Annotated in this window: 23 protein-coding genes and 1 pseudogene; 23 read left to right on the top strand and 1 reads right to left on the bottom strand. The window is 40.8% G+C overall.

Annotation, left to right across the window (positions count from 1 at the left end; genetic code table 11):
* Positions 1–253: 253 nt before the first annotated feature.
* From AC6I5A_RS12845 to AC6I5A_RS12805, 9 genes are all read left to right on the top strand, one after another.
* On the top strand, positions 254–550 hold the full coding sequence (locus tag AC6I5A_RS12845; RefSeq protein ID WP_497900753.1) for an EFR1 family ferrodoxin: 297 nt from the start codon (positions 254–256) through the stop codon (positions 548–550).
* A 7-nt stretch (positions 551–557) separates the two neighbouring features.
* Positions 558–1,082, top strand: coding sequence for an EFR1 family ferrodoxin (locus tag AC6I5A_RS12840; RefSeq protein ID WP_497900752.1), 525 nt, complete (start codon positions 558–560; stop codon positions 1,080–1,082).
* A 253-nt stretch (positions 1,083–1,335) separates the two neighbouring features.
* On the top strand, positions 1,336–1,629 hold the full coding sequence (locus tag AC6I5A_RS12835; RefSeq protein WP_052168095.1) for a helix-turn-helix domain-containing protein: 294 nt from the start codon (positions 1,336–1,338) through the stop codon (positions 1,627–1,629).
* Between the two features lie 102 nt (positions 1,630–1,731).
* On the top strand, positions 1,732–2,034 hold the full coding sequence (locus AC6I5A_RS12830) for a hypothetical protein (protein WP_034616685.1): 303 nt from the start codon (positions 1,732–1,734) through the stop codon (positions 2,032–2,034).
* 165 nt (positions 2,035–2,199) lie between these two features.
* Positions 2,200–2,550, top strand: coding sequence for a hypothetical protein (locus AC6I5A_RS12825; RefSeq protein ID WP_052168094.1), 351 nt, complete (start codon positions 2,200–2,202; stop codon positions 2,548–2,550).
* 18 nt (positions 2,551–2,568) lie between these two features.
* The gene (locus AC6I5A_RS12820; protein ID WP_034616682.1) at positions 2,569–2,748 is read left to right on the top strand and encodes a hypothetical protein; all 180 of its coding nucleotides are present in this window, start codon (positions 2,569–2,571) and stop codon (positions 2,746–2,748) included.
* 290 nt (positions 2,749–3,038) lie between these two features.
* A complete protein-coding gene (locus tag AC6I5A_RS12815) occupies positions 3,039–3,209 on the top strand; it encodes a hypothetical protein (RefSeq protein ID WP_497900751.1) in 171 nt (56 codons plus the stop codon).
* 254 nt (positions 3,210–3,463) lie between these two features.
* The gene (locus AC6I5A_RS12810) at positions 3,464–3,679 is read left to right on the top strand and encodes a hypothetical protein (RefSeq protein WP_034616680.1); all 216 of its coding nucleotides are present in this window, start codon (positions 3,464–3,466) and stop codon (positions 3,677–3,679) included.
* A gap of 1,351 nt (positions 3,680–5,030) precedes the next feature.
* On the top strand, positions 5,031–5,291 hold the full coding sequence (locus AC6I5A_RS12805; RefSeq protein WP_052168093.1) for a hypothetical protein: 261 nt from the start codon (positions 5,031–5,033) through the stop codon (positions 5,289–5,291).
* A gap of 59 nt (positions 5,292–5,350) precedes the next feature.
* Here the strand turns inward: AC6I5A_RS12805 and AC6I5A_RS12800 are convergent, their stop codons facing one another.
* Positions 5,351–5,572 carry a hypothetical protein gene (locus AC6I5A_RS12800; protein ID WP_052168092.1) on the bottom strand — a complete coding sequence of 74 codons (222 nt, stop codon included), beginning with the start codon at positions 5,570–5,572 and terminating at the stop codon, positions 5,351–5,353.
* A gap of 701 nt (positions 5,573–6,273) precedes the next feature.
* Between AC6I5A_RS12800 and AC6I5A_RS12795 the strand changes: the two genes are divergently transcribed.
* The 14 genes and pseudogenes from AC6I5A_RS12795 to AC6I5A_RS12730 all read left to right on the top strand — a co-directional run.
* The gene (locus tag AC6I5A_RS12795; RefSeq protein ID WP_497900750.1) at positions 6,274–7,437 is read left to right on the top strand and encodes a phenylacetate--CoA ligase family protein; all 1,164 of its coding nucleotides are present in this window, start codon (positions 6,274–6,276) and stop codon (positions 7,435–7,437) included.
* 2 nt (positions 7,438–7,439) lie between these two features.
* A complete protein-coding gene (locus AC6I5A_RS12790) occupies positions 7,440–7,631 on the top strand; it encodes a hypothetical protein (protein ID WP_034616674.1) in 192 nt (63 codons plus the stop codon).
* A gap of 343 nt (positions 7,632–7,974) precedes the next feature.
* A complete protein-coding gene (locus AC6I5A_RS12785; protein WP_034616672.1) occupies positions 7,975–9,150 on the top strand; it encodes an acyl-CoA dehydrogenase family protein in 1,176 nt (391 codons plus the stop codon).
* Positions 9,128–10,168, top strand: a complete 1,041-nt coding sequence (locus AC6I5A_RS12780) for a UbiX family flavin prenyltransferase (RefSeq protein ID WP_497900749.1) — start codon at positions 9,128–9,130, stop codon at positions 10,166–10,168. Before AC6I5A_RS12785 ends, AC6I5A_RS12780 begins: the two co-directional genes overlap by 23 nt.
* 74 nt (positions 10,169–10,242) lie before the next feature.
* Positions 10,243–10,641: a prenylated flavin chaperone LpdD gene (gene lpdD / locus AC6I5A_RS12775; protein WP_497900748.1), complete on the top strand. Its 399-nt coding sequence runs from the start codon at positions 10,243–10,245 to the stop codon at positions 10,639–10,641.
* Positions 10,642–10,764: 123 nt separating this feature from the next.
* Positions 10,765–11,286, top strand: a complete 522-nt coding sequence (gene idi / locus AC6I5A_RS12770; RefSeq protein WP_034616667.1) for an isopentenyl-diphosphate Delta-isomerase — start codon at positions 10,765–10,767, stop codon at positions 11,284–11,286.
* Between the two features lie 356 nt (positions 11,287–11,642).
* Complete coding sequence (locus AC6I5A_RS12765; RefSeq protein ID WP_497900747.1) at positions 11,643–11,798, top strand: hypothetical protein; 156 nt, start codon at positions 11,643–11,645, stop codon at positions 11,796–11,798.
* Between the two features lie 145 nt (positions 11,799–11,943).
* Positions 11,944–12,432 (top strand): hotdog fold thioesterase, encoded by a 489-nt coding sequence (locus AC6I5A_RS12760; RefSeq protein ID WP_052168091.1) that lies wholly within the window; start codon positions 11,944–11,946, stop codon positions 12,430–12,432.
* A gap of 285 nt (positions 12,433–12,717) precedes the next feature.
* Positions 12,718–14,616 carry a sigma 54-interacting transcriptional regulator gene (locus AC6I5A_RS12755; RefSeq protein ID WP_052168090.1) on the top strand — a complete coding sequence of 633 codons (1,899 nt, stop codon included), beginning with the start codon at positions 12,718–12,720 and terminating at the stop codon, positions 14,614–14,616.
* A gap of 431 nt (positions 14,617–15,047) precedes the next feature.
* Positions 15,048–16,547: a UbiD family decarboxylase gene (locus AC6I5A_RS12750; protein WP_034616664.1), complete on the top strand. Its 1,500-nt coding sequence runs from the start codon at positions 15,048–15,050 to the stop codon at positions 16,545–16,547.
* 300 nt (positions 16,548–16,847) lie between these two features.
* Positions 16,848–18,032 (top strand): phenylacetate--CoA ligase family protein, encoded by a 1,185-nt coding sequence (locus AC6I5A_RS12745; protein WP_497900746.1) that lies wholly within the window; start codon positions 16,848–16,850, stop codon positions 18,030–18,032.
* Positions 18,033–18,306: 274 nt separating this feature from the next.
* Entirely contained in the window at positions 18,307–19,809 is a 1,503-nt protein-coding gene (locus AC6I5A_RS12740) for an SLC13 family permease (RefSeq protein WP_034616658.1), read from the top strand.
* A gap of 321 nt (positions 19,810–20,130) precedes the next feature.
* Entirely contained in the window at positions 20,131–20,928 is a 798-nt protein-coding gene (gene spo0A / locus AC6I5A_RS12735; protein WP_034616655.1) for a sporulation transcription factor Spo0A, read from the top strand.
* A gap of 506 nt (positions 20,929–21,434) precedes the next feature.
* A pseudogene (locus AC6I5A_RS12730) lies at positions 21,435–21,884 on the top strand (HDIG domain-containing metalloprotein); the annotation flags it as partial.
* Positions 21,885–21,907 lie beyond the last annotated feature (23 nt).

Here is a 21,907-nt window from a genome sequence, read left to right as displayed (position 1 = left end):
CGCACATGGTTTTAATGCTATCGTGGGAATGGAAGATAACCATCTCAGCTACATTGAGGCTGGCCGGATATATCCCCGAATAAATTTAATTGCGAGGCTGGCGGCGGGGCTCGGGGTACCGATAGATGAAATTGGGCAGAAGACGTTAAGAAATTAGATATTGCGTATAGACACAATGCTATGATGCTCTACGAAATGGTTGGCAAAAAGTGGCGCGTCCGTGTGCCTGTTGTAAAAACTAAAGGAGATATATATGAGTAAAGTTGAACTTTATTATTTTTCAGGAACTGGTAATTCGTTACACGTGGCGAAAGAATTGCAAAAACGGATTCCCGAAACCAATCTTATACCGATGGTAAGCCTTATAAATAATGATGTAGTAGAAACCAGGGGCGAAACAATAGGTTTTGTGTTCCCTATTCACTTTACGACAGTTCCTATGATTGTCAAAAGTCTAATTAGCAAACTCGATTTAAAATCAGCCAAATATATTTTTGCTATAGCGACACGACAAGGTACTCCTTGCAGTACTGCATTTACTAAAAATTGAAAAAATATTGAAGAAAAAAGGCAAAAGCTTAGATTCATTTTTAATTCTAAATATGGCAAGTAATGATCCTAAGTTTAAAAATTGGTCCCCGGCTACAAAGGAAAAAATAGCAGAGTTGGAATCGGAGGTTAAGAACAGACTTAACTCCTTCCAGAAAACCATTATAGATAGAGTAAAATTTCGAGAAAAGGACACGCAAATAAATTTCCCTATTAATTCGGCATTGGAACATTTAGGTTCCATGATGGCAGATATTAGAGGATATTCTGGAGAAAAATTTTATACTGATTCAAAGTGTTCAGGCTGTGGCATATGTGAAAAAGTTTGTTTATCACAAAGGATAAAGATGGTTGATGGGGAACCTGTATGGCAAAAAAATTCGAAGTGCTTTCTCTGCTATGCATGCATTAATTTTTGCCCTTTACAATCAATTCAAATTAAATCGAGTCGGTTATTCAAAATTTGTACTGATAAAAATAGTAGATATTTCCATCCTGAGGCAACGGTAAAAGTTATTTCAGAACAAAAGTAATGTTTAGTTCACATACTTTTCGTCCGTTCGATATCAATTTGAGGTTAATTCATTTAAGTGATCATAGAAGATGCAAGACAAAAGAGTAAGGCCTCAGATTAATAAATGATAAGACTTGGTAGTTCGAAATGGCACTCTTGTGGGACGAAGTCGAATATTTGGAATAATGATGGCGATCCGGGCGTACTTTATGATGCCCAGGGGCAGGTGGTATCGAGGAAATGATCAAACACTTTGAGAGGAAACGATCATCATGCTCATAACCAACAAAACTATCGGTATAAACATAGCCCACTATAGGAAAGGGCGTAAGATAACTCAGATTAAATTGGCTTCTATTTCTGGACTTTATCCCAGATATCTAAGCGATATAGAAACGGGACGAAAAGTTCCCCAGATACCAGCACTTGCACGGTTAGCAACGGGGCTTGGGGTGTCGATTGAAGAGTTGGTCGGAAGCCGAAGTTCTTGTGCACCTCGAAATCGACAGTACACTTTACACGCTATGCATCAAGCTATCCAACGAAACAGTCAAAATTGTAGGTAGATTCTCTTCGGCCATTGGGTTAATAAGCTTTATCAATGGTACACTTAAAGCACAGCATCTTATTGCCGGCAAGCTATAACAAAGATTGAGGGAAGAAATTGAATGAATTTTGATTTTAACAAAGAAGGCTTTGATCCAGGAGTAATAAAAATGGCAATCGAAACTATTTCCAAGTTTGTTGAAGAATCTAGTGATGAAATACTATTTGTGAATGGCATAAAGAATAACCCAGAGGACTTGAGGACTATACTCCGTGTACTGGAAAAGATTCTTCAAAAAGGCTGGGCCAATGTTGACAGCTTTACAATGTCAAAATATGCGTATTACGCATTGGGGAAAGGATTTCTTCGAAAACGTTTCATAATATCAGAACTGAGATTTGATATCCCAGACTTTACACGTTGATGGAAAATTGGAGGAAGTGTAATTACCAATATTAGGCCACCACTAAATCTGATTGCACGGTTAGCGGTGGGCCTTGGAGTGTCGATAGAAGCGTTGGTTGGATTACGATGAGGTAAATATAAATAGCTCGCCGGAGCATGCAAGCTGTGGGAGGGCGTTACGCTTATGAAACAATCGGATAAAGGATATGTTGTAGGGAGTGAGGGAATGAAATACAATGAGCTTCAACTTAAAAAAATGATGAAAAAGGGATTTGATAATTTGACAGAAGATGAGGGGATTTCTATCGATATTCTCAACTTCATTCGTACCATTCATCTGAACAAGCAGGATTTTTACTCTGCTCGATTCGATACCCAATATTTCGGTGAGAGGGAGATGACATTCAAAAAGGGAGCTAACTGTCTGATTGGACATTGTCGTGTATCGTTCAGAAATGAAGGCAAGGTAATTGATTATCTATTTACTGAAAATGGTTATGAACTCTTGGGCGAAATCATAAAAATAGAAAACTAAGCATAGGAGGATACTTCCATGAAAAATTGTGAAATGAAGTTGGACGGTAATATATTGACGATAACGGTTGATATTTCAAAGGAATTCGGTAAATCTGCTTCGGGGAAAAGCATAATTATTGCCTCGACTGAAGGCAATGTTTCAATTCCCGAGAAAGAGGAAATAAAGATTGGTCTAAACATTTATAGAAAGCCATAATATTGGCGGTAATAAAAAAACGAATTTCAATGGTAAAAATACCGTAAACTGTTGACGGGTAGGGGATATGTATGCAATATTTGGCCTTCGTTATTGCCCTGTGTCTAGTAATATTATTTGGTTTTTGGTCGGGGCATCGTCAACGGAAATCATACAAAACTCAAGGAGTGAAAGTTTATCCTCTGAGAAAAGCTAATCGGAATAAAAATTTACGGCGAGTTAAATAGTTGTAATCAGAACAAGGATTTCACTCGCAGGTCATGGATGCCAATATCAGGGGGGCTACAGAATTGAAGGAACAAATAGATAAAATAAAAATAGCTTTAGTAAATTGCATGGCCGGGGAGCCAAGTATTAAAGAAATTAGAGAAGCCATAGAAGCCTTAAATGAGATTGAAAATATCAATGTCGCAGGCAAGCATCCGAGATTAGAGGATGAGTTATCTACAATGTTTGAATAAAAGACAGACGAGATAGATAAAGCCAGGCTCGATGTTTATGGTTTAAGCCATCGTACGTCAATGAAATAAGTAACCCAACACCTAGGACAGAACACTTCCAATTATTTACCTAAAACATAAGATTTCTTTGTAATTGCGAACAGGAACTATATATTTGCTTACTTTTCCATTTGATTATGCAGAATTGACTTGCTATTATCTGAGTTTAGAGTGATTAATAGACTAGAAGAAAACACAGAAAGGCAGGAATAAACATGAAATACGGATGCCCAAAATGCGCTAAGGTTTTTACAGAAGAACAGTGGATAGAGGGGGAAGCTAAGCATTACTGGGGCGAGGAGTATACCGATTATATTGAGCATATTCTTCCTTTTGCAGAGGTGTATGGAAGCGGGGTTCGTGGATACACTTGCCCGGAGTGTGGCGAATTTTCAAGCGGCAAATCACTAAAAGTATTTCATGAAAAATAAATCTTACGCCTCAACACGCCAACGCTGGCGTGTTTTCTGTTGGAGAGTGTGGCCTCATGTTGGCGCATATTTCGGACGCATCATGAAAAGACCCGGGGTTCTGTCAACATTCCTGAATAGTTCGCCCGCCCATTCCCTGATAAGAGGAGGGTGGTGCGCCACGAAGGCGCGTTCATTACGACATTACCTGCCGCATGAATAGCTGCTATGCTGCACAGAAGATGAAGGTAGGCCCTTGTGTGCCATGCCAAGCTGAATCAAAGATGAAGGAAGACCCTTCGGAGCCGCTATACAGGTAGAGGCTCCAAACCACCGTAAGCTGCTGTGTGCTAAAAGCCATGGTAGTGAGCGTTACGGAAAAGGCGAAGCGAATTCGTCAGGTAAATGCCAATGGAGACGAATAACAATGAACCGCTGTAGACGTGTCGAAACCTCAAGGACGCTATCAAAACCGAGTCGAGGGGCTTGCTCGGGATAAGTCTGGGAGACACCTGTTTTACTGACCAGATGGTGGCCGGCATAGAGGCGGCGTGAACTTGGCATAGGCTTTGATTTGGAACATGGGAACCTACGACTTCGATGCTAAGGGAGAAATTCAAGTGGAAGACCCACAAGGATGAGAGTACCAATGCGAAGTATAGGGGCGGAATGACCCGTAGTAGCGATGAGACTCTTGTAATGGGAGAGGAGCAAAGGGGTCGTGTTATCCAGTTTTGAACAGTGGTCAACCATAAGGGAGGAACCAATGAACGAAACAAAGTCCTATGGAATTTCCGAACAAAAATGGAAGTTTTATCTGGGACTGTGGATGATGGGAGCCGGATGAGTTGAGAGGCTCAAGTCCGGTTCTGAGAGAGCCTGGGGGTGAAATTCCCCCGGGCTACTCACCCGGAATCGCTATACAGGTAGAGATTCCAAACCGCCTTAAGCTGCTTTGGTCAAAAGCCACGGTAGTGAGCGTTAAGGAAAAGACGAGACTTGATCTCGTTAGGTACGTGCTATGGAGACGAAGCAATAAACCACTGATTACGTGTCGAAACCTTATCGGATGTCATTAAAACCAAGGGGCACCCTTACTTTGGGATAAGTCTGGAGGAAACCTGTCTACTGTCTAGGCGGTGACCGGCATGAAGGCGGCGTGAACATAGTATAGGCTTCTGTGTGGAACGTGGGAACCTGCACTCCGATGATAAGAGAAAAATCCAAGTGGAAGACCCACAAGGATGAAAGTATCGATGCGGAGCGCAGGGGCGGAACAACCCGTAGTAGTGATGAGGCTTCGTAATGGAAGTGAAGCGAAGGGGTTGTGTTATCCAGTTTTGAACAGCGGTCAACCGCAAGGGAGGAACCAATGGACGAAACAAAGTCTTATGAAATCTCCAAACATGTAGTGGTAGAGGCATTTCAGAGAGTAAAAGCGAATAAGGGTGCGGCTGGGATCGATGGAGAGGACCTGGAAACGTTTGAGAGCAATTTAAGAACAACCTCTATAAGATTTGGAACAGAATGTCATCAGGGAGCTATTTTCCACCAGCAGTTAAAGCGGTGGAAATACCGAAGAAGAACGGCGGAACGCGCATGCTTGGAGTGCCAACTGAGGCTGATCGAGTAGCGCAAATGGTGGTGAAAATCTATTTTGAGCCAAGAGTAGAACCCTATTTTCATTCCGACTCATATGGATACCGCCCGGGAAAGGCTGCTGTTGATGCACTCAAAGTTACTCGCCAGCGATGCTGGAGGTATGATTGGGTACTGGAATTCGATATCAAACCCTACAGGATGAGCTTGCTTCAGCCACTCAGTTACCCACGGCTGGTAAGAGGTATATAACCCCAGATGCACATGAAAATCGACCCGCAGCTTAGGGTTTTGGTCGGCAATTTCAAGTATCAAATGTTTCCATCTCCTTTCAGTACACAATGTTATTCATTACACAACATTATTCATTACACAACATTATTCATTATACAACATTATATAGATGCGAAGACATTCTCCAGATTGTTAACGCCGATTACAGCCGCCGGCTAATCTTATTCATTTACACATATATCAACGTGGGAATCAGTCGTACTACCTTATGGAGGCACCTAAAATTACGGAAATAACCGCTTGTCTTGAGAACATAATGTTTCAATGTTTCAATATGGAACTAGGAAATGTTTCTAAATGGAACATGTTTGGTCGTAGATCCGTTAATTGAATATGCCTAGGTCTGGCATAATTATTGCTATTATAGAAGTTATAGCCTAGACTAATAAATTCTAATGAGTGTTATTAAAGTGAGTTTTCGTGATTTACGCGCTTTTCTCGACAGTCTAGAGTCTCAAGGTTAATTGAATATGTCTAGGTCTGGCATGATTGTTGCATATATAATTTAATAGCCTAGGCTATTAAATTATAAGGAGTGATGCTACTAAAAAAACTGATCTCGAAGGTAGAAAAACTGCCGAGTTAGTTAGCCCACCACTTGAAGATTTAAAAGATGTATGCAAAAGATGGAAAGAGTTTGGTCTTAAATAAGATGAAAGAGGAGGTACGGCCTGGTTTGTCAACTAAAGGTTCAGTAGACCTTTGATTATACTAGGCCTCAAATGATTAAAACTGACTTGTCAAAGTGGGATTATCCCGCTCCACCTAGAAGTTATGAATTGGAACGGGCTCCGTATGAACAAATTAGAGAAATACAAGACTATGGCTTAAAAAGATTAGTAAATTATTGCTGGGAACACTCTCCTTTTTACCGGAAAACATGGGAAAAGGCTGGTGTTCATCCTGGTGACATTCGTGGTATTGAAGATATATTCAAAATTCCGATTGTGTCAAAAGAAGAACTGCAGCAGGATCTAAAGCAAAATCCCCCCTTTGGGACGTTCCAAGGCGATATGTCTGCCTGTCGCATTCAAAGTAGCACCGGAACTACCGGGATGCCAAAGCCTTTTTTCCAGACAAGACGTGATTGGGATATTATAGGTAATTTATGGGCCAGAAGGCTTAATGCCCAAGGTATAACCCCTGCTGATCGTGTCCAAATGTCCTTGAGTTACAGCTTATTTATTCCCGGATTTACGTCCACCGAAGGGGTAATGAAATTGGGGGCAACAGTAATCCCAGTTGGCAGTGGCGCAGCTACCTCAACAGAACGGCAGGTTATCTTAGCTAAAGATTGGGGGACGACTTGCTTAATTTCGACTCCAACATTTGCTCTGTATTTTGCCGATGTTGCCGAAAAAATGGGTTATGATTTAAAACGCGATTTCCAAATCAAAAGGCTTATTCATACCGGAGAAGCACTGCCAAAGGCCTTGAGAATGAAGATCGAAGAGCGTTGGCAAGTTCCGGCCTATGACAATTTAGGCAGTGTTGAGAGTGGGGGTGCTCCAACTTATGAATGTGAACTAAGAAATGGACTACATGTTAATGAGGATGCTTTTTACTTTGAGATTGTAGATCCAAAGACCGGAAAGAATGTGCCTGATGGTCAAGAAGGGCTTTTGGTAATGACAACCTTATACAAAGAAGGGGCTCCTATGATAAGGTATAGTATTGGTGATTTTACCAAGATTATTTCTGAACCATGTTCATGCGGCAGGACTATTCGGAGGATTGCCTCTGTAAGCAGTAAGATAGATGACATGCTTAAAATATCCGGTGTAGCTATCTATCCTACTTCGGCGGAAACAGTAGTGCGCAAATACAAAGAGTTTGGAAGCGAATACGCTCGGTTATTGACAAAATTGCCAATAAAGATGTTGTAAAATTGCAGTGCGAAGTAATTAATGATAAAGACCTTGGTTCTTCTGAACTAAAAGCAGGTATGGAACATGAACTTAAGGTTGTAATGGGAGTTAAATGTGAGGTTGAATTACTAGCTTTCGGAGTGTTGGCTCAAGAGACCGGAGCTCAAGGACGTATCAAGTTCAAAAGGGTTCTTGATCGGCGTGATCATTAAAGTTTAAGCTTCTTCGGATAACAAAAGCTATCAAAGGTTGTTCGCATGGCTATAGTCTTTTTAAGCTAGTGCTAATATTTTCTCTAATAGGGTGTGCAAATAATAAACTGGCAACCGCACTAGGCGCTTGTAGTTAAGGAGCTAATGCCCAACCGTACAAAATTGGGGCGATTCTTACGACTACAGGCCATTGCTCATATGGGTATCCCAGAAAAGGAAGCTATTTATTCCTGGTATCATGCTAGCGTGCCCTGGTAGCTTTGATGAATTTCAAAGACTTCAAGGGCACATCCGCTAAGGCTAAGATATAATGAGTTTGGTACACGAGGAAGGAGTAAGGGGTATGGACTTTACCTTTGCAGATAGTCTCATTGACTACAGGGACAGAATAAAGGATTTTGTTGACAACAAAGTGGATGGCTTTAGCATAATGATAGAAGAGGAAGACTGCATACCCCCTGAAGTTCTCTGTGATGCGAAGTCTCTGGGATTGTTTGGGTTGAGTATTCCAAGTGATTACGGCGGCATCGGTACTAACATGGTGGGCAAATGCCTTATTTTTGAGCAACTTGGGCGTACCAACAACGGTTTTACTACCTTGATCGGGGCTCACAATGGGGTGGGTACTGTAGGCCTCGTTGAGCTAGGAAACGAAGAGCAAAAAAGAAGATTGCTGCCTTCGATGGCGACGGGCGAAAAGATAGGGGCTTTCGCTTTAAGCGAACCGGAATCTGGGTCTGCAGCTGTCACTATAAAGACGCAGGCGCGACGAATTGGAGACAGATATGTCTTAAATGGTGTTAAGTCAAATGTCACGAATGGACCGGAGGCTAGTGTTATTACTATATTAGCAGTCACCGATGAGTCCAGGGGAAGCAAAGGCATTACTGCTTTTTTGGTGGAAAAAGGGGCCAAGGGTCTGCGCTTAGGTTCAATCGATCGGAAGATGGGTTTAAGGGGCTCCCACTCCTGTTCCCTTATTCTTGAAGATTGTGAAGTGCCTACCGAGAATGTTTTAGGCAAGGAAGGAGATGGTTATGTCAACTCGTTAAGGGTGTTGACAAACGGGCGAGTAGGACTGGCGGCCCGCAATCTAGGTTCCATGCAAAAATTGCTGGAATTAGCGGTTAAACACACTACTACCCGCTACCAGGCAGGAAGCCCCATTTCTCGTTTTCAGGCCGTTCAACATCTAATAGCCGACATTGGAGTGGATGTGGAAACAACCCGCAGCTTAACTTACCTGACCGCATGGATGGTAGACCAGGGACTAAAGGTAGCGAAGGAGTCTGCTATGGTCAAATATTACGCCTCTGAAGCCTACTGTCGTGTTGCTGACAAAACTATGCAGATTTTTGGGGGACTCGGCTACTTGAAGGATGCCCCGATCGAACGATTCTATAGAGATGCTCGAATTGCCAGGATTGCGGAAGGAACGTCAGAAATTCAAAAAAATATCATAGCAGAACAACTCTTTAAAGAATTCGGCGCCAAACGTGCTACTGCGCCGACTGGCTAGGAACGATTGGGATAGCACCATTATTAGAGTTAGAGGTACGCTGTACCCCTTCAATGTTTCACCTGGAAAACATGGCCGAATGCATCGAGATATATATTTTAGTCGCAATGAGCCCTGCCCCATCGTCGTTGTAGTGGGTGGGGACCCGATGCTTTTTTTGGTCGGCGCCAACGAACTATCCATGAGTGAATACGAGTGGGCGGGTGGAGTAAGAGGCGAAGCTATCGAGGTGATTAAAGGGAAATATACCGGACTGCCGATTCTCACCAGGGCGGAGATCCCTATTGAGGTTTTCTGTAATTATGCGGATCCGATGGAAGAAGGTCCTTTCGGCGGATGGACAGGTTACTATGTTAGCGGGTCTAGGACGTTGTTGGATGGGAATGAAATATATTCTCACCCACTCCAAATTTGGGGGGTAAATGATATGGCAAAGACAAAAATAGTCATTGGTATGAGCGGTGCTTCTGGGCAAAACTATGGCATTGTACTGTTACAGGAGCTTAAACGGATTCAGGTAGAAACCCATCTGGTTTTGAGTAAATGGTCAAGAATTAACATCGACGAGGAAACTGATTTTGAATTGGAAGAGGTCACGAAATTAGCGGATTATGTTTATGATGAAGAGGACGTTGGAGCCAGAATATCCAGTGGTTCTTTTCGTCACAAGGGCATGGTTATCGTGCCCTGCAGTATAAAAACCTTATCAGGAGTTGCAAATTCTTGGAATGAGAATCTTTTAATTAGAGCTGCCGACGTAACACTAAAGGAAAGACGGCCTCTCATTCTTGTCGTGCGTGAAACACCATTTCACAAGGGTCATCTTGAATTGATGCTTAAGGCTGCAAATATGGGGGCAGTCATTTTGCCACCTGTACCAGCCTTCTATAACAGACCCAAAGCCATATCAGACATTGTTAATCAGACAGTTGCCCGGATTATCGATCAGTTAGGTTTAGAACACAATTTGATTCAAGAGTGGCAAGGGATAAATTATAAAGAAGAAATATCAAGATAAATGAAACAATGAAAGACGGGGATAACTGATTAGCTTCAAAAAGGCTGCAGTAGTATGTTGTTGCCAAGAGTCCAATGGAAAGGATAGAGAGAAGATACATGGTTAAAATTTGTTCTGAAAAAGTGGGCGAAGGTAAATATACTCTGGAAGCGGTTCTAATTCTTAGCGATGATGGGATACAGGTTTATCTGGGTGGTGGAGAAAGGTCCCATATTGGAACAGTTGTTTTAAGCCTACCTCGTCCTAGTTTAGTCGGTGATGGCACGATCAGTTGTACAACCTCTGTGCTGAATCTGCTCCATCATAAGGATGACATTCTAGCAGTAGCGTTGGCAGAAACCCTGTGTAAAAAAATAAACAAGGCGGTGGTTGTAACAGCGGGTGTCCATATCGATCAGGCAACAAGAGATGATATTGTTATTTTCCGGCACAAACTTGAAGAGGTAGCCGATAAACTACTAAGCTATTTCTGAAAATATTAAGTCGCGAAAGAACTTAACATAGACAGAGACTTGTCTTTAATGTGCTTTTTTGATTTATGTCGTACAGCAGTGTAGAAGCGAGCCTTTAGCTGGAAAAATGAGGTAGGGATAGAAGTGGATGAAAATATAATTATGATTGATGAGAACGATAATGAAATTGGATCAGGGAATAAAATGCATATTCATAAAGAAGGTATCTTGCATAGGGCCTTTTCTATATTTATTTTTAATTCTCAAGGACAAATGTTGATTCAAAAGAGGTCAAGAAACAAGTATCATTCTGGTGGTTTATGGACTAATACCTGCTGTAGTCACCCAAGGATAGGTGAAAATATTGCAGTCTCAACACACAGAAGGTTAAAAGAAGAAATGGGTTTTGATTGTGAGTTAAAAAGGACTTTCTGTTTTACTTATTTTGCTGATTTAGATAATGGCTTTATTGAAAATGAATTAGACCATGTGTTTGTAGGATTTTATGACGGAGAACTGAAACCAAATGTACTTGAAGTTGAAGACTGGAAATGGGTAAGCCCAGAGGGCGTTAAAATAGATATTAAGCAAAATCCAGATTGCTACTCCCACTGGTTTAAATTGGTAGCTGAACGAGCGATAGATATTTCATATAATAAAAAATAGTAACCACAAAATATACCAAAAAATATCCCTTCCACCGGCTAGAGCACCAGCAGTGGGACTTGTGCTAAATCAACGGAAACGAAGAGATTATACTTTTACATTATAAGGGGTCCGCAAGGCCCCTTTATTTGTAGTCTTGAATTTATGATAGAGGAAGTTGAAAAGGCAAAGGATATTACGCCATTATTCCAATTACGGGAAAATGCAAAATTAGTATTTCAGTCCTTGACTTCACGGGAATATTACCGTACCGAGGGCTTTTCGGAACTGGCCTTGCAGTTATCTTCCACCCTATCATAACGGAAAGCCACAACATTTTTAATCGGGTCCGCTGGCAGATTCAATGAGGTACACCTATGCATACCTTGACAAGTATCGTGGAACGTGAAGGCTTTACAGTGCAAAAAACGCTGGTTGATTTAAATGAAAACATTTTCACAGAGCATCAATTTGACAGCGAGAAGCATACTGCAAATTATGCCTTAGGTCAACAGGAGCCATCGCCGTCGTAGCTGTGGATAGTGCCACCCTTTAACAGGGATAAAAAACTTCTTTCTACTGTTTAGCCAACTTTTGATGTAAGTATTTATGATGACATCATTGCCCGGATTAAAGTCCGCTGTTCACGCAAAGAATAAGACGTAGGAGAGGAAAATCATGACTGATAGTCCTGAAAATTGCGGTTTAGAACCGGAACTTTTTGCTCAAATATGTGCAGACAATCAAAAAATCCCGTTTTATCACTATCTTGGGATGAAAACCACGAAGTTGGGCGAAGGTTTTACCAACGTCGTAATGGAGTCAACTAATCAGCTGACTAACCATATAGGGACTTTTCACGGCGGTGCTTTACTCAGTTTAGCGGATGCCGCAATGGGCATGTCAATACGCACTTTAGGTTTCCGCGCCGTGTTATTGGACATGGGTGGTAGTTTTTTCTTGCCAATCCAACGAGGGGATGTAGTGACAGCCAAAGCAAAAATTGTGCATAGGGGAAGGCGACATTTTGCTGGGGAGTGCGAGTTGCTAAACGGAAATTCTGAATTGGTGGTCAAGGTTAGAGGAATCTACAACGCTAGAGAACAAGTGATGCGGAGTGAAGATGGTTTGATGTGGGTTCAATTTACCCAAGCAACAAAGGAATAAAGGAAGGAGGCAGGATCCAGCATGCTGATAAGATATTACAATGCCATTGAAGGCTGGCCGGGTTCATAACTTTATGGAAAATATCGATTGGATGGCTTCGAATTATCCTGCTCCACCCGAAAGTAATGTGTTGGAGCGGATCCCCCGCGAGGAATCAGAGAGATACCAATGATATCAACGGAATAGATGATATTGCTAAGCTATCTGAACAAAATTTTTACCAATTATTTGGCAAATTACCTAGATGAGTGAGTCTGTTTATGACTATCTAAATGGGAGGCAAAAATGGCAATGCAAATTTGTATTCTATCGGACCATCAGGAATTGACTGATTTGGCTAATAATCTGAACTCATACTGGCAAAGGCAAATTGTGGTTTATGAGGCTATCGGCCATGCTTCATTAGTCAAAGCAATTGAATTGGAGAAGCAAGGAATAGAGGACATTGTTACTACCGGCATAAACGTCCCGCAGCTAAAAGAGAAGCTGAGTATTTCGGTAGTTGCGATACCTATTACAACTTATGACTTGATAAGCACTTTAAGTGAAGCCAAAAGGAAAAGCGATAAAGTAGCTTTATTTCAGTTTCGGCATCCTAACAGTCGGATCCCAGAGATATCGGAAATTTTGGATATGAAGATCGAGCAATTTTTATTTTGCAATGAAAAAGAAGCAACTGAAAAAATGATTGAGGCACACGAAAAAGGTTTTAGCTTTTTTGTTGGTGGAGCCTTGACCTGTAATATTGCCCATGCCCAAGGGTTCGAAGCTATTCCTTTTCGTATTCGCAGTGATGCATTAATTAGGGCTCTCAAATATACCCAGGATCTTAGATTGATCCGAAATAGAGAGAGAAAGAAAGTTATCGAGCTTCAATCCATCGTAAATTTTGCCTTTGAAGGAATAATGACCACTGATTCCCAGGGTACTATTACAATGGTCAATCCAGTGGCAGCCAAATTGTTGGGCATGGAACAGGGGAAAGCGGTTGGCAAGGGTCTAAACAGCCTAATTCCCAATGGCATTCTGAATTCAGAAATGGTGGAAATTCGGGAACCTGATGTCGTTACCATTGGCGGTAAGAAGCTAGTAATTAGTTGCGTACCGATCAAAGTGAATAGTAATTTACAGGGCATGGTCCTGCACTTGCAAGATATCAGCAAAGTTCAAACATTGGAGGGTCATATTCGACGCAAGATTTTTGCCAAAGGCCATGTAGCTAGGTTCACATTTAACGACATAATCGGTCAAAGCAGTAATATAAAAAGAGTTATTTCCCATGCCAGAAGCTTTGCGACTACGGACAAAACAATTTTGATTGAAGGTGAAAGCGGTACTGGCAAAGAGATGTTCGCTCAGGCCATTCATAATGCCAGCCCACGCTGTTCGCAACCCTTTGTAGCGATCAACTGTGCTTCATTATCGGAAAATCTTTTAGAGAGTGAACTATTCGGTTATGTAGAAGGCGCCTTTAGCGGGGCAAAAAAAGGGGGCAAACAAGGCCTATTTGAAATTGCCCACGAGGGAACCATCTTTTTAGACGAAATTGGGGATATTACCTTTTCACTTCAGGTCAAACTACTGCGAGTTCTCCAGGAAAAACAGATTATGCGTATTGGTGATGATCGCATAATTCCCGTTGATGTAAGGGTGATTGCTGCTACCAATATGGAACTGCTAAATCTGGCCAAAGGTGGGAAGTTTCGTTACGACTTGTATTACAGATTAAATGTTTTACAGCTGAACATACCCCCTCTTCGGGAACGTTTAGAGGATATCCCCAGAATTGCCAGACATTTTCTGTCAACTTGGTTGAGAAATGTTGTTCCGGAAAGAGAAGCACAATTTGAAGAAGGCATAAGGGTACTGCAAGCGTATTCATGGCCTGGCAATATCCGGGAATTAGAAAATATCTTGGATAGAGTGCAAGCGTTAGAAGGAATTTATGGTAATAGGGTATCGTTCAAGGACATTATATCGGAAGTAATCAATTTCACCGGCGCCTGTGAACCCGATACTAATCCAGGAACATTGCAGCAGGGAAAGATTCCTTCCATACCGATCTTAGAACAGGAAATTATAAGAAGCACATCTTCCAATTTTAAGGGAAGCAAGATACAGTTGGCCGAACAGCTGGGAATCAGTCGGACTACCTTATGGAGGCACCTAAAATCACAGAAATAACCGCTTGTCTTGATAACATAATGTTTCAATGTTTCAATATGGAACTAGAAGATGTTTCCAAATGGAACATGCTTGGTCGTAGATCCGTTAATTGAATATGCCTAGGTCTGGCATAATTATTGCTATTATAGAAGTTATAGCCTAGGCTAATAAATTCTAATGAGTGTTATTAAAGTGAGTTTTCGTGATTTACGCGCTTTTCTCGACAGTCTGGAGTCTCAAGGTTAATTGAATATTCTAGGTCTGGCATGATTGTTGCATATATAATTTAATAGCCTAGGCTATTAAATTATAAGGAGTGATGCTGCTCCTAAAAAACTATTTAATTTAAGGAGGGTAGCTGTTCAATTTAGAAGTCTAATACGATAACAACCCTATTGGTATTTGTCAAATCGCAAAAAAAATAACAACATAACATAGGAGGTTAAAAAATGGCGTATAGAGATTTACGTGAATTTCTGAGTAAACTTGAGGAAAGAGGACAATTAGTACGGCCTTCCGTGGAATTAGAAAGTGGTTTCGAAATATCTTCTTTGATGTGGGAGTTAGCAGATCGCCAGGGGCCAGCGATGCTTTTCAAAATAAAAGGTTATGACATACCGGTAGTTATGAATACGCATGGTACTATGGAACGTAATTGTATGGGCTTAGGTTTAGAGCCTAAGGAAACTTTTAGAGAAAACTTTTTAGCTATCCGGAACCGTATTGCAGAGCTTCTTGAGGATAAAAGCCAATGGCTGAAACCCACAGAAGTTAAAACTGCTCCCTGCCAGGAAGTTGTGATTACCGGTGATGATGTAGATCTGTATAAGCTCCCTGTTTTTAAATGGAGTCCATTGGATGGCGGTCCATATATTACACTAACCAATATTATTACTAAGGATCCAATTTCCCCAGGTTATAGACAAAATACTGGTATGTACCGAGTGATGATCCATGACAAAAATACTACCGGTGTTATGTGTTGTGCCACTCAGGATATTGGAATTCATGTTGCAAGGGCTCGTGCAAAGGGGATGAAAACGATCCCGTTAGCCATTGCTTTAGGAGTGGACCCTGTGATTAATATTTGTTCTACAACTAAGATGGGTTCATTCCTTGATGATGAATTTGAATTTGCAGGCGGCCTTAGAGGTGAACCGGTGGAAATGGTCAAAGGGAAAACGATAGATTTACTGGTTCCAGCTACTGCTGAAATTATCATAGAGGGAGAATTAGATATACAACCTGAAAATGCCAAGATTGAGGGTACGTTTGCTGAATGGATGGGTTATTATGAAGAACCAATGATGTTGCCACAGTTCCATGTAACAGCAATTACACATCGGCGCGATCCAATTTACCAATCATGTATTTTAGGCCATCCCAATAACGAGGGAGAAATGATTAGAATGCCTGTTATTCAGGCCAATAACTATAACATCTTGAAAAAGACAGTTGTAGGTTTCCGCGAATTCTGGGCACCGCATAAATCTCGCGGCTATAAAGTGATAGTTCAAGTTAATAAGCACTATCCTGGCTGGGGCAAGCAGGCTGGTCTCCAGGCCATTTCTACAGGACAAGGATTTGCGGCTGCTAATTACGTCGTGGTTGTTGATCAGGATATTGATATTTTCAATACGGAGGAAGTTGACTGGGCCATAGCTACCAGAATGGACCCGGCTGAGGACGTAATTCTTTTACCGAAAGTTGGAGTTTATCCTTTGAACCCGGCAGGTTCCGATCGAACAGATGTAGACCAAGTTTCAGGATATACTGAGTTCACTTATTGCGGGAAGATGGTAATCGATGCTACCAAAAAAATAGCATCCGAAAACCGCCGTCCTACAAGTATCCCAGTTGTTCCAGACCGGGAGGCATTTAAGCAGGTATTAGCTAAATGGGACGACTATGGCCTTGCAAAATGGACTAAAGTGAAAGACATTTACTAATCTGCCAAAATTGATTTATTCAGCAAAAACCGTTATAAACAATACCTTCTTTATCATAGGGAATAGAATTAAACGAAAGGGGGGAAATAGAATTGGTATAATCAAATTCTTTGATTATACCAATTCTAGAATATGAATAAAAATATCTTAACAAAATTGCAATATTCCGCTCCACCAGAGAGTCAGCTTATCGAACGGGCGGATTATGAGGTAATCAGGGAAATCCAAAGCCAGGGTCTACGTAGGTTAGTTAAACATTGCTGGGAGCACGTTCCTTTTTACCGGAATCGTTGGGGAAAAATGGGATTACATCCGGATGATATTCAAGGAATCGAAGATATAAACAAGTTACCTATAATTAATAAGGTGGAAATAGAAAAAGATTTAAAAGAAAATCCCCCTTTTGGTACTTTTCAGGGCGATTTACCTGCTTGTCGCATTCAAAGCAGTACGGGAACAACTGGTATGCCTAAACCATTTTTTCAAAGTAAGCGTGATTGGGATATAATCGGTAATTTATGGGCCAGAAGACTAAATGCTCAAGGGGTAACCGCTGAGGATAGGGTTCAGGTCTCTTTGACTTACGCGTTATTTATCCCTGGATTTACTTCCACTGAAGGTATTATGAAATTAGGGGCCATGGTGATCCCGGTTGGTAGTGGAGCAGCAACAAGCACTGAGCGGCAAGTTATATTGGCCCGGGATTGGCAAGCCACATGTTTGGTGATGACACCTTCTTTTGCTCTTCATCTTGCCGATGTCGTCGAAAAAATGGGCTACGATTTAAAGAAAGATTTCCAAATAAAGAGACTCATTCATACCGGCGAACCTTTACCTCCGGCGATGCGGCAGCGGATTGAAGAACGATGGGGTCTTCCTGCATATGACAACTGGGGTAGTGTGGAGACAGGGGCACCAACCTTTGAATGTGAGCATAAGAATGGTGTTCATATTAATGAGGATGCTTATTATTTTGAAGTTACTGAGCCGGAAACCGGTAATAGCTTGCCCGATGGCAAAGAAGGATTATTGACGGTAACAACATTATTTAAGGAGTCCGCACCCCTTGTAAGGTATAATATCGGTGACTTTACAACAATAATGCCTGAACCATGTTCTTGTGGACGGACTTTCCGGCGAATGGCTAGTGTACATGCACGCATTGATGACATGATTAAAGTGCGTGGCAGCGCAATCTATCCAACATCAGTGGAACCGGTAGTTCGTAAATACAATGAATTAGGTAGTGAATATCGCTTAGTTGTAGACAACGTTAATAACAGAGACGTAATCAAATTACAAGCAGAACTCGTGAAAGATTGTAATACGGTTGAACTTAAAGAAAAAATACTTAAAGAAGTTAATATGGTTCTGGGGCTTAAGTGTAATGATGTTGAATTATTACCATTTGGTGCTCTAGCTCAGGAAGCTTCGGCATCTGGTAGAATTAAATTCAAAAGGCTTCTTGATTTGCGTAAGAAATAATCTGGCAACTCAGGAGATTTACTAAAAGTGATATTCAATTATTTAAGAATATTACTTGATTTTCCAGGCTGGCGTCTTTTCTCAATCCTCTAATTAACTATATACATGTCAAACAAAAAAATGAGTGTTGGAGAAGGTCTCACCAACGGCAAAATGTTGAGCCCTTTTCCACAATCGTTATCAAACACCTATTAAGGTTATCATGACCTTCCACAAACACATCTATAGTGGTTAGTTCAGAGAATAACAATAATTATAATGAGGTGAAGAATAAATGAATTCTATCAGTTCAGTTACTGAGAAATCAGGTTTGAAAAACCCACTTTTGGCTGGTGCCAGAAAACCAGTTTGGTTGTTAATTGCGGTAATCTCTGCTTGTGTAATTATGCTCCTCCCAACTCCTGCTGGACTTACTTTTTATGGCAAGGCTTCATTAGCAGTCTTTTTACTTATTGCCGTGATATGGGCGTCCGAGGCAGTTGCATTTGATATTACGGGTCCCCTATTAATCACTTTAGTTACCCTGGTTACCTGGGGAGTAGGTGGTATGACAAGCGCTAATGCTATGAATTTTGCACTATCGGGTCTCAGTAATTCTGCGGTGTGGTTAATTTTTGGAGTATTTATTCTCTCTACAGCAGCGATTGAAACTAATTTAGCATATCGTCTGGCTTATTTTATAGTAGCTCGGGCTGGGGCTAAGCCCCGCATATTGACTTTAGCTTATATGCTATTAGAGTATCCATTAGCTTTGTTAATGCCGAGTATTACAGCTCGGGCTGGATTTATGGAACCTATTTGCCGGGCTACTGTTATCTCGACAGGAGCATTACCAGTTGAAGAATCCCTTAAACTTGGCCAGCAACCAAGCAAGTTTGCAAAACTAATTTATTTAGCTAACCTATACGCTATATTACTTAGTGGTATTTCTTTTTTAACTGCAGCTACAACATGGCCTTTTGTAGCTGCCTTATTAAAAAAACTAACTGGTTTCGACTTAACTTGGGGATACTCTGTCATATTGTTTTTACCAACAGCTTTAATTCTAACTATCATAGCCTGGTTTTATTTGAATTGGTTTTTTAAACCGGAATTCGATATAGCAACTGGCGGTCAGCAAAAGGCACAAGATGAATTACAAAAATTAGGCCCAATGTCCATTCGTGAAAAACAAACATTATTTATTATTTCTATAGCTATTATTTTTTGGGCTACCGACTTTATACACCATTTAGGGCCCACAGTGATAGCTTTAGGAGTCGGTTGGTTTTTATGGTTATTTGGTATTGTGACTTGGCAACAGGTTAGCCGTAACACTCCTTGGGGTTTATTAGTGGTTCTAGGCTCAGCACTGGCACTTGGAAACTTAGTAGAGCAAAGCGGTGCCATGGCATGGATCGGTAAAGTCGTACTAAGCTTAACTAATGGTATGCCAATATTACTGATATTTACTATACTCATTTTAGCAAGTGCTATTGTAAGATCAATGGAAGCCTCTGGTATAGCTTTAATCGTACCCATTGCCCCAATAATTGTTGCTGCAGCCCAAGGATGGCATATTCCCGGCGCAGCTACTGTATTGCTGATGGTTATTGGTACAGTCGGTCATGCCGCTTATCTTTTGCCAATGCAAATGACAAGCAATATGGTAATGTATAGCAGCGGTTATTTTGAAGTCAAGGATATGCTTAAGTCAGGCTGGGCTTTTAGCTTGATATATTTGCTCTTTTGGATAATAACGGCTTATACGTATTGGAAATGGCTTGGCCTTTGGTAGCTCGTTTTTAAAAGAGATAGGAGCACATCTATCAAATAATAAGGTTAAACAATAAAGGTTGGTACTGTCCAAGCCTGTCTTGATGAGGATGAACGTGAAAACCTGAAGAAACAGAGCCATACCGCCAAGCGCATATATAAGAGAAGCAATAAAAGCCTTAAATGAGATTGAAAATATCAAAATAGCAGACAATCATCCGAGATTAGAGGATGAGTTATCTATAATGTTTGAATAAAAGACAGACGAGAAAGTTTAAGCCAGGCTTGATTTCTGTTTGTAAATCTCTCGGAATTACTTATGAAGAGTGGTTTGAGACTGCGAATGGGTAAGAGAATTAAAGTTATTATCGCGGATGATAACCGTAATCTTTGTCAAATGTTACAGAACTACTTTCAAGATCAGGAAGATATAAACATAGTTGGCGTGGCTTATAACGGCTTAGAAGCTTGGGAGCATATCCAAACCAAGGAACCGGATTTAATCATTCTTGACGCTGTGATGCCAAATATGGATGGTTTATGCGTTTTGGAACGAATCAATACTCTGACAACTTTGACACGCCCTAAAATTATCATGCTAACGGCTTTTGGGCAGGAATCTTTGATGAATCAAGCGATGATGCTAGGTGTGGACTACTTTATTTTAAAACCATTCGATCTTGATATTCTCAACAAACGTATCAGTTCTTTAATGCAGGATATGCCGTCCTCCATTCCTACTCAGTTTTCTTCAGCTACGCCGATCGTTACAGCGACAGGAAACGGGGTCAATCTTAATGTTGATGTGACCACGATGATGCACCAAATCGGAATTCCTGCCCATGTTAAAGGGTATCAATATATTCGAGAAGCAATTTTGATGGCGGTAGAGGATGTCTCTTTGTTGGGTGCAGTCACCAAGGAACTCTATCCTGGCATTGCGAAAAAGTATAATACAGCACCCAGTAGGGTAGAACGCGGAATTCGTCATGCTATAGAACTAGCATGGGAACGTGGACAAACAGAAACTCTAAAACGGATTTTTGGGTATTCTATGAATATTGAACGCCAAAAACCCACGAACTCTGAATTTATAGCCCTGCTTGCCGATAAATTCAGAGTGATGGGTATGGTAAGCTAAATCCGCTTGATTCTTCACATGTCATAGAACGGTAACAAATATGGTTATGATAAATACAATGAGGTGAATCAGAAAAAAAAGAAAGGGATGTATATAAGATGAAATTGATTATCCTCTTAGTTATTATCGGTATGATTCCTTCTTTATTAAGGACGTGGGTATCCATCGATCAATACTTAGATTAGTTGAAGTTTATGATTAGGATAACAACTCGCTAGTTTAGCAGTTTACATAAGCCGACTTTTTATCTTTTGATCCTCCTTTACTTCCCCTCCTTGTGAGGGGATTTCTTATTGTTTAGGCATACCAATCCCAAGTAAAAAACGGAAGGATTGTGTGTCTGAACTCGAAGAACTAATTAAGCAAATCGAAGAAGTACGCTTAAGCATGATTAAGATAAAAGAGGGTAATATTTAAACAACAATAAGGATGAGCTTAACAAGGTATTTAATTCATGAAGTCTGGTAAATAATAAAGAACCAAATATTCTTTAATTGGAGATAAACATGCAAACATTTATAGAATTCGATTCTCATTTAATGAGCGAAATTGAACCTTCAAACTACTTTATTCAATTAAGCAAAACAGGAATCTTTCAAGTAAAATACCCTTACACATTACTGGGTGACTTAATGAAAGTACCCCAATCTCCAAAACATCACCCGGAAGGTAGTGTTTGGAACCACACAATGTTAGTTCTAGATAATGCAGGGAAAAGGAAACATCTAAGCCAAAATCCGAAGGTGTTTATGTGGTCTGCGTTGCTCCACGATTTAGGAAAAGTACCCACAACCAAGTTAAGAAATGGGCGTATAACCTCATATGACCACGATAAATGGGGAGAGCGGCTTTCTATAAAATTTCTCAAGGAATTTACTAGTGATCACGAATTTATAAAACAAATTTCAAAAATGGTAAGGTGGCATATGCAAATACTCTTTGTTGCAAAGGGGTTACTTTTATAGTGTCCCCCTTGTCA

The organism is Desulfosporosinus sp. Tol-M2 (assembly GCF_059735615.1).
This window is presented reverse-complemented; position numbering and strand designations above follow the sequence as displayed.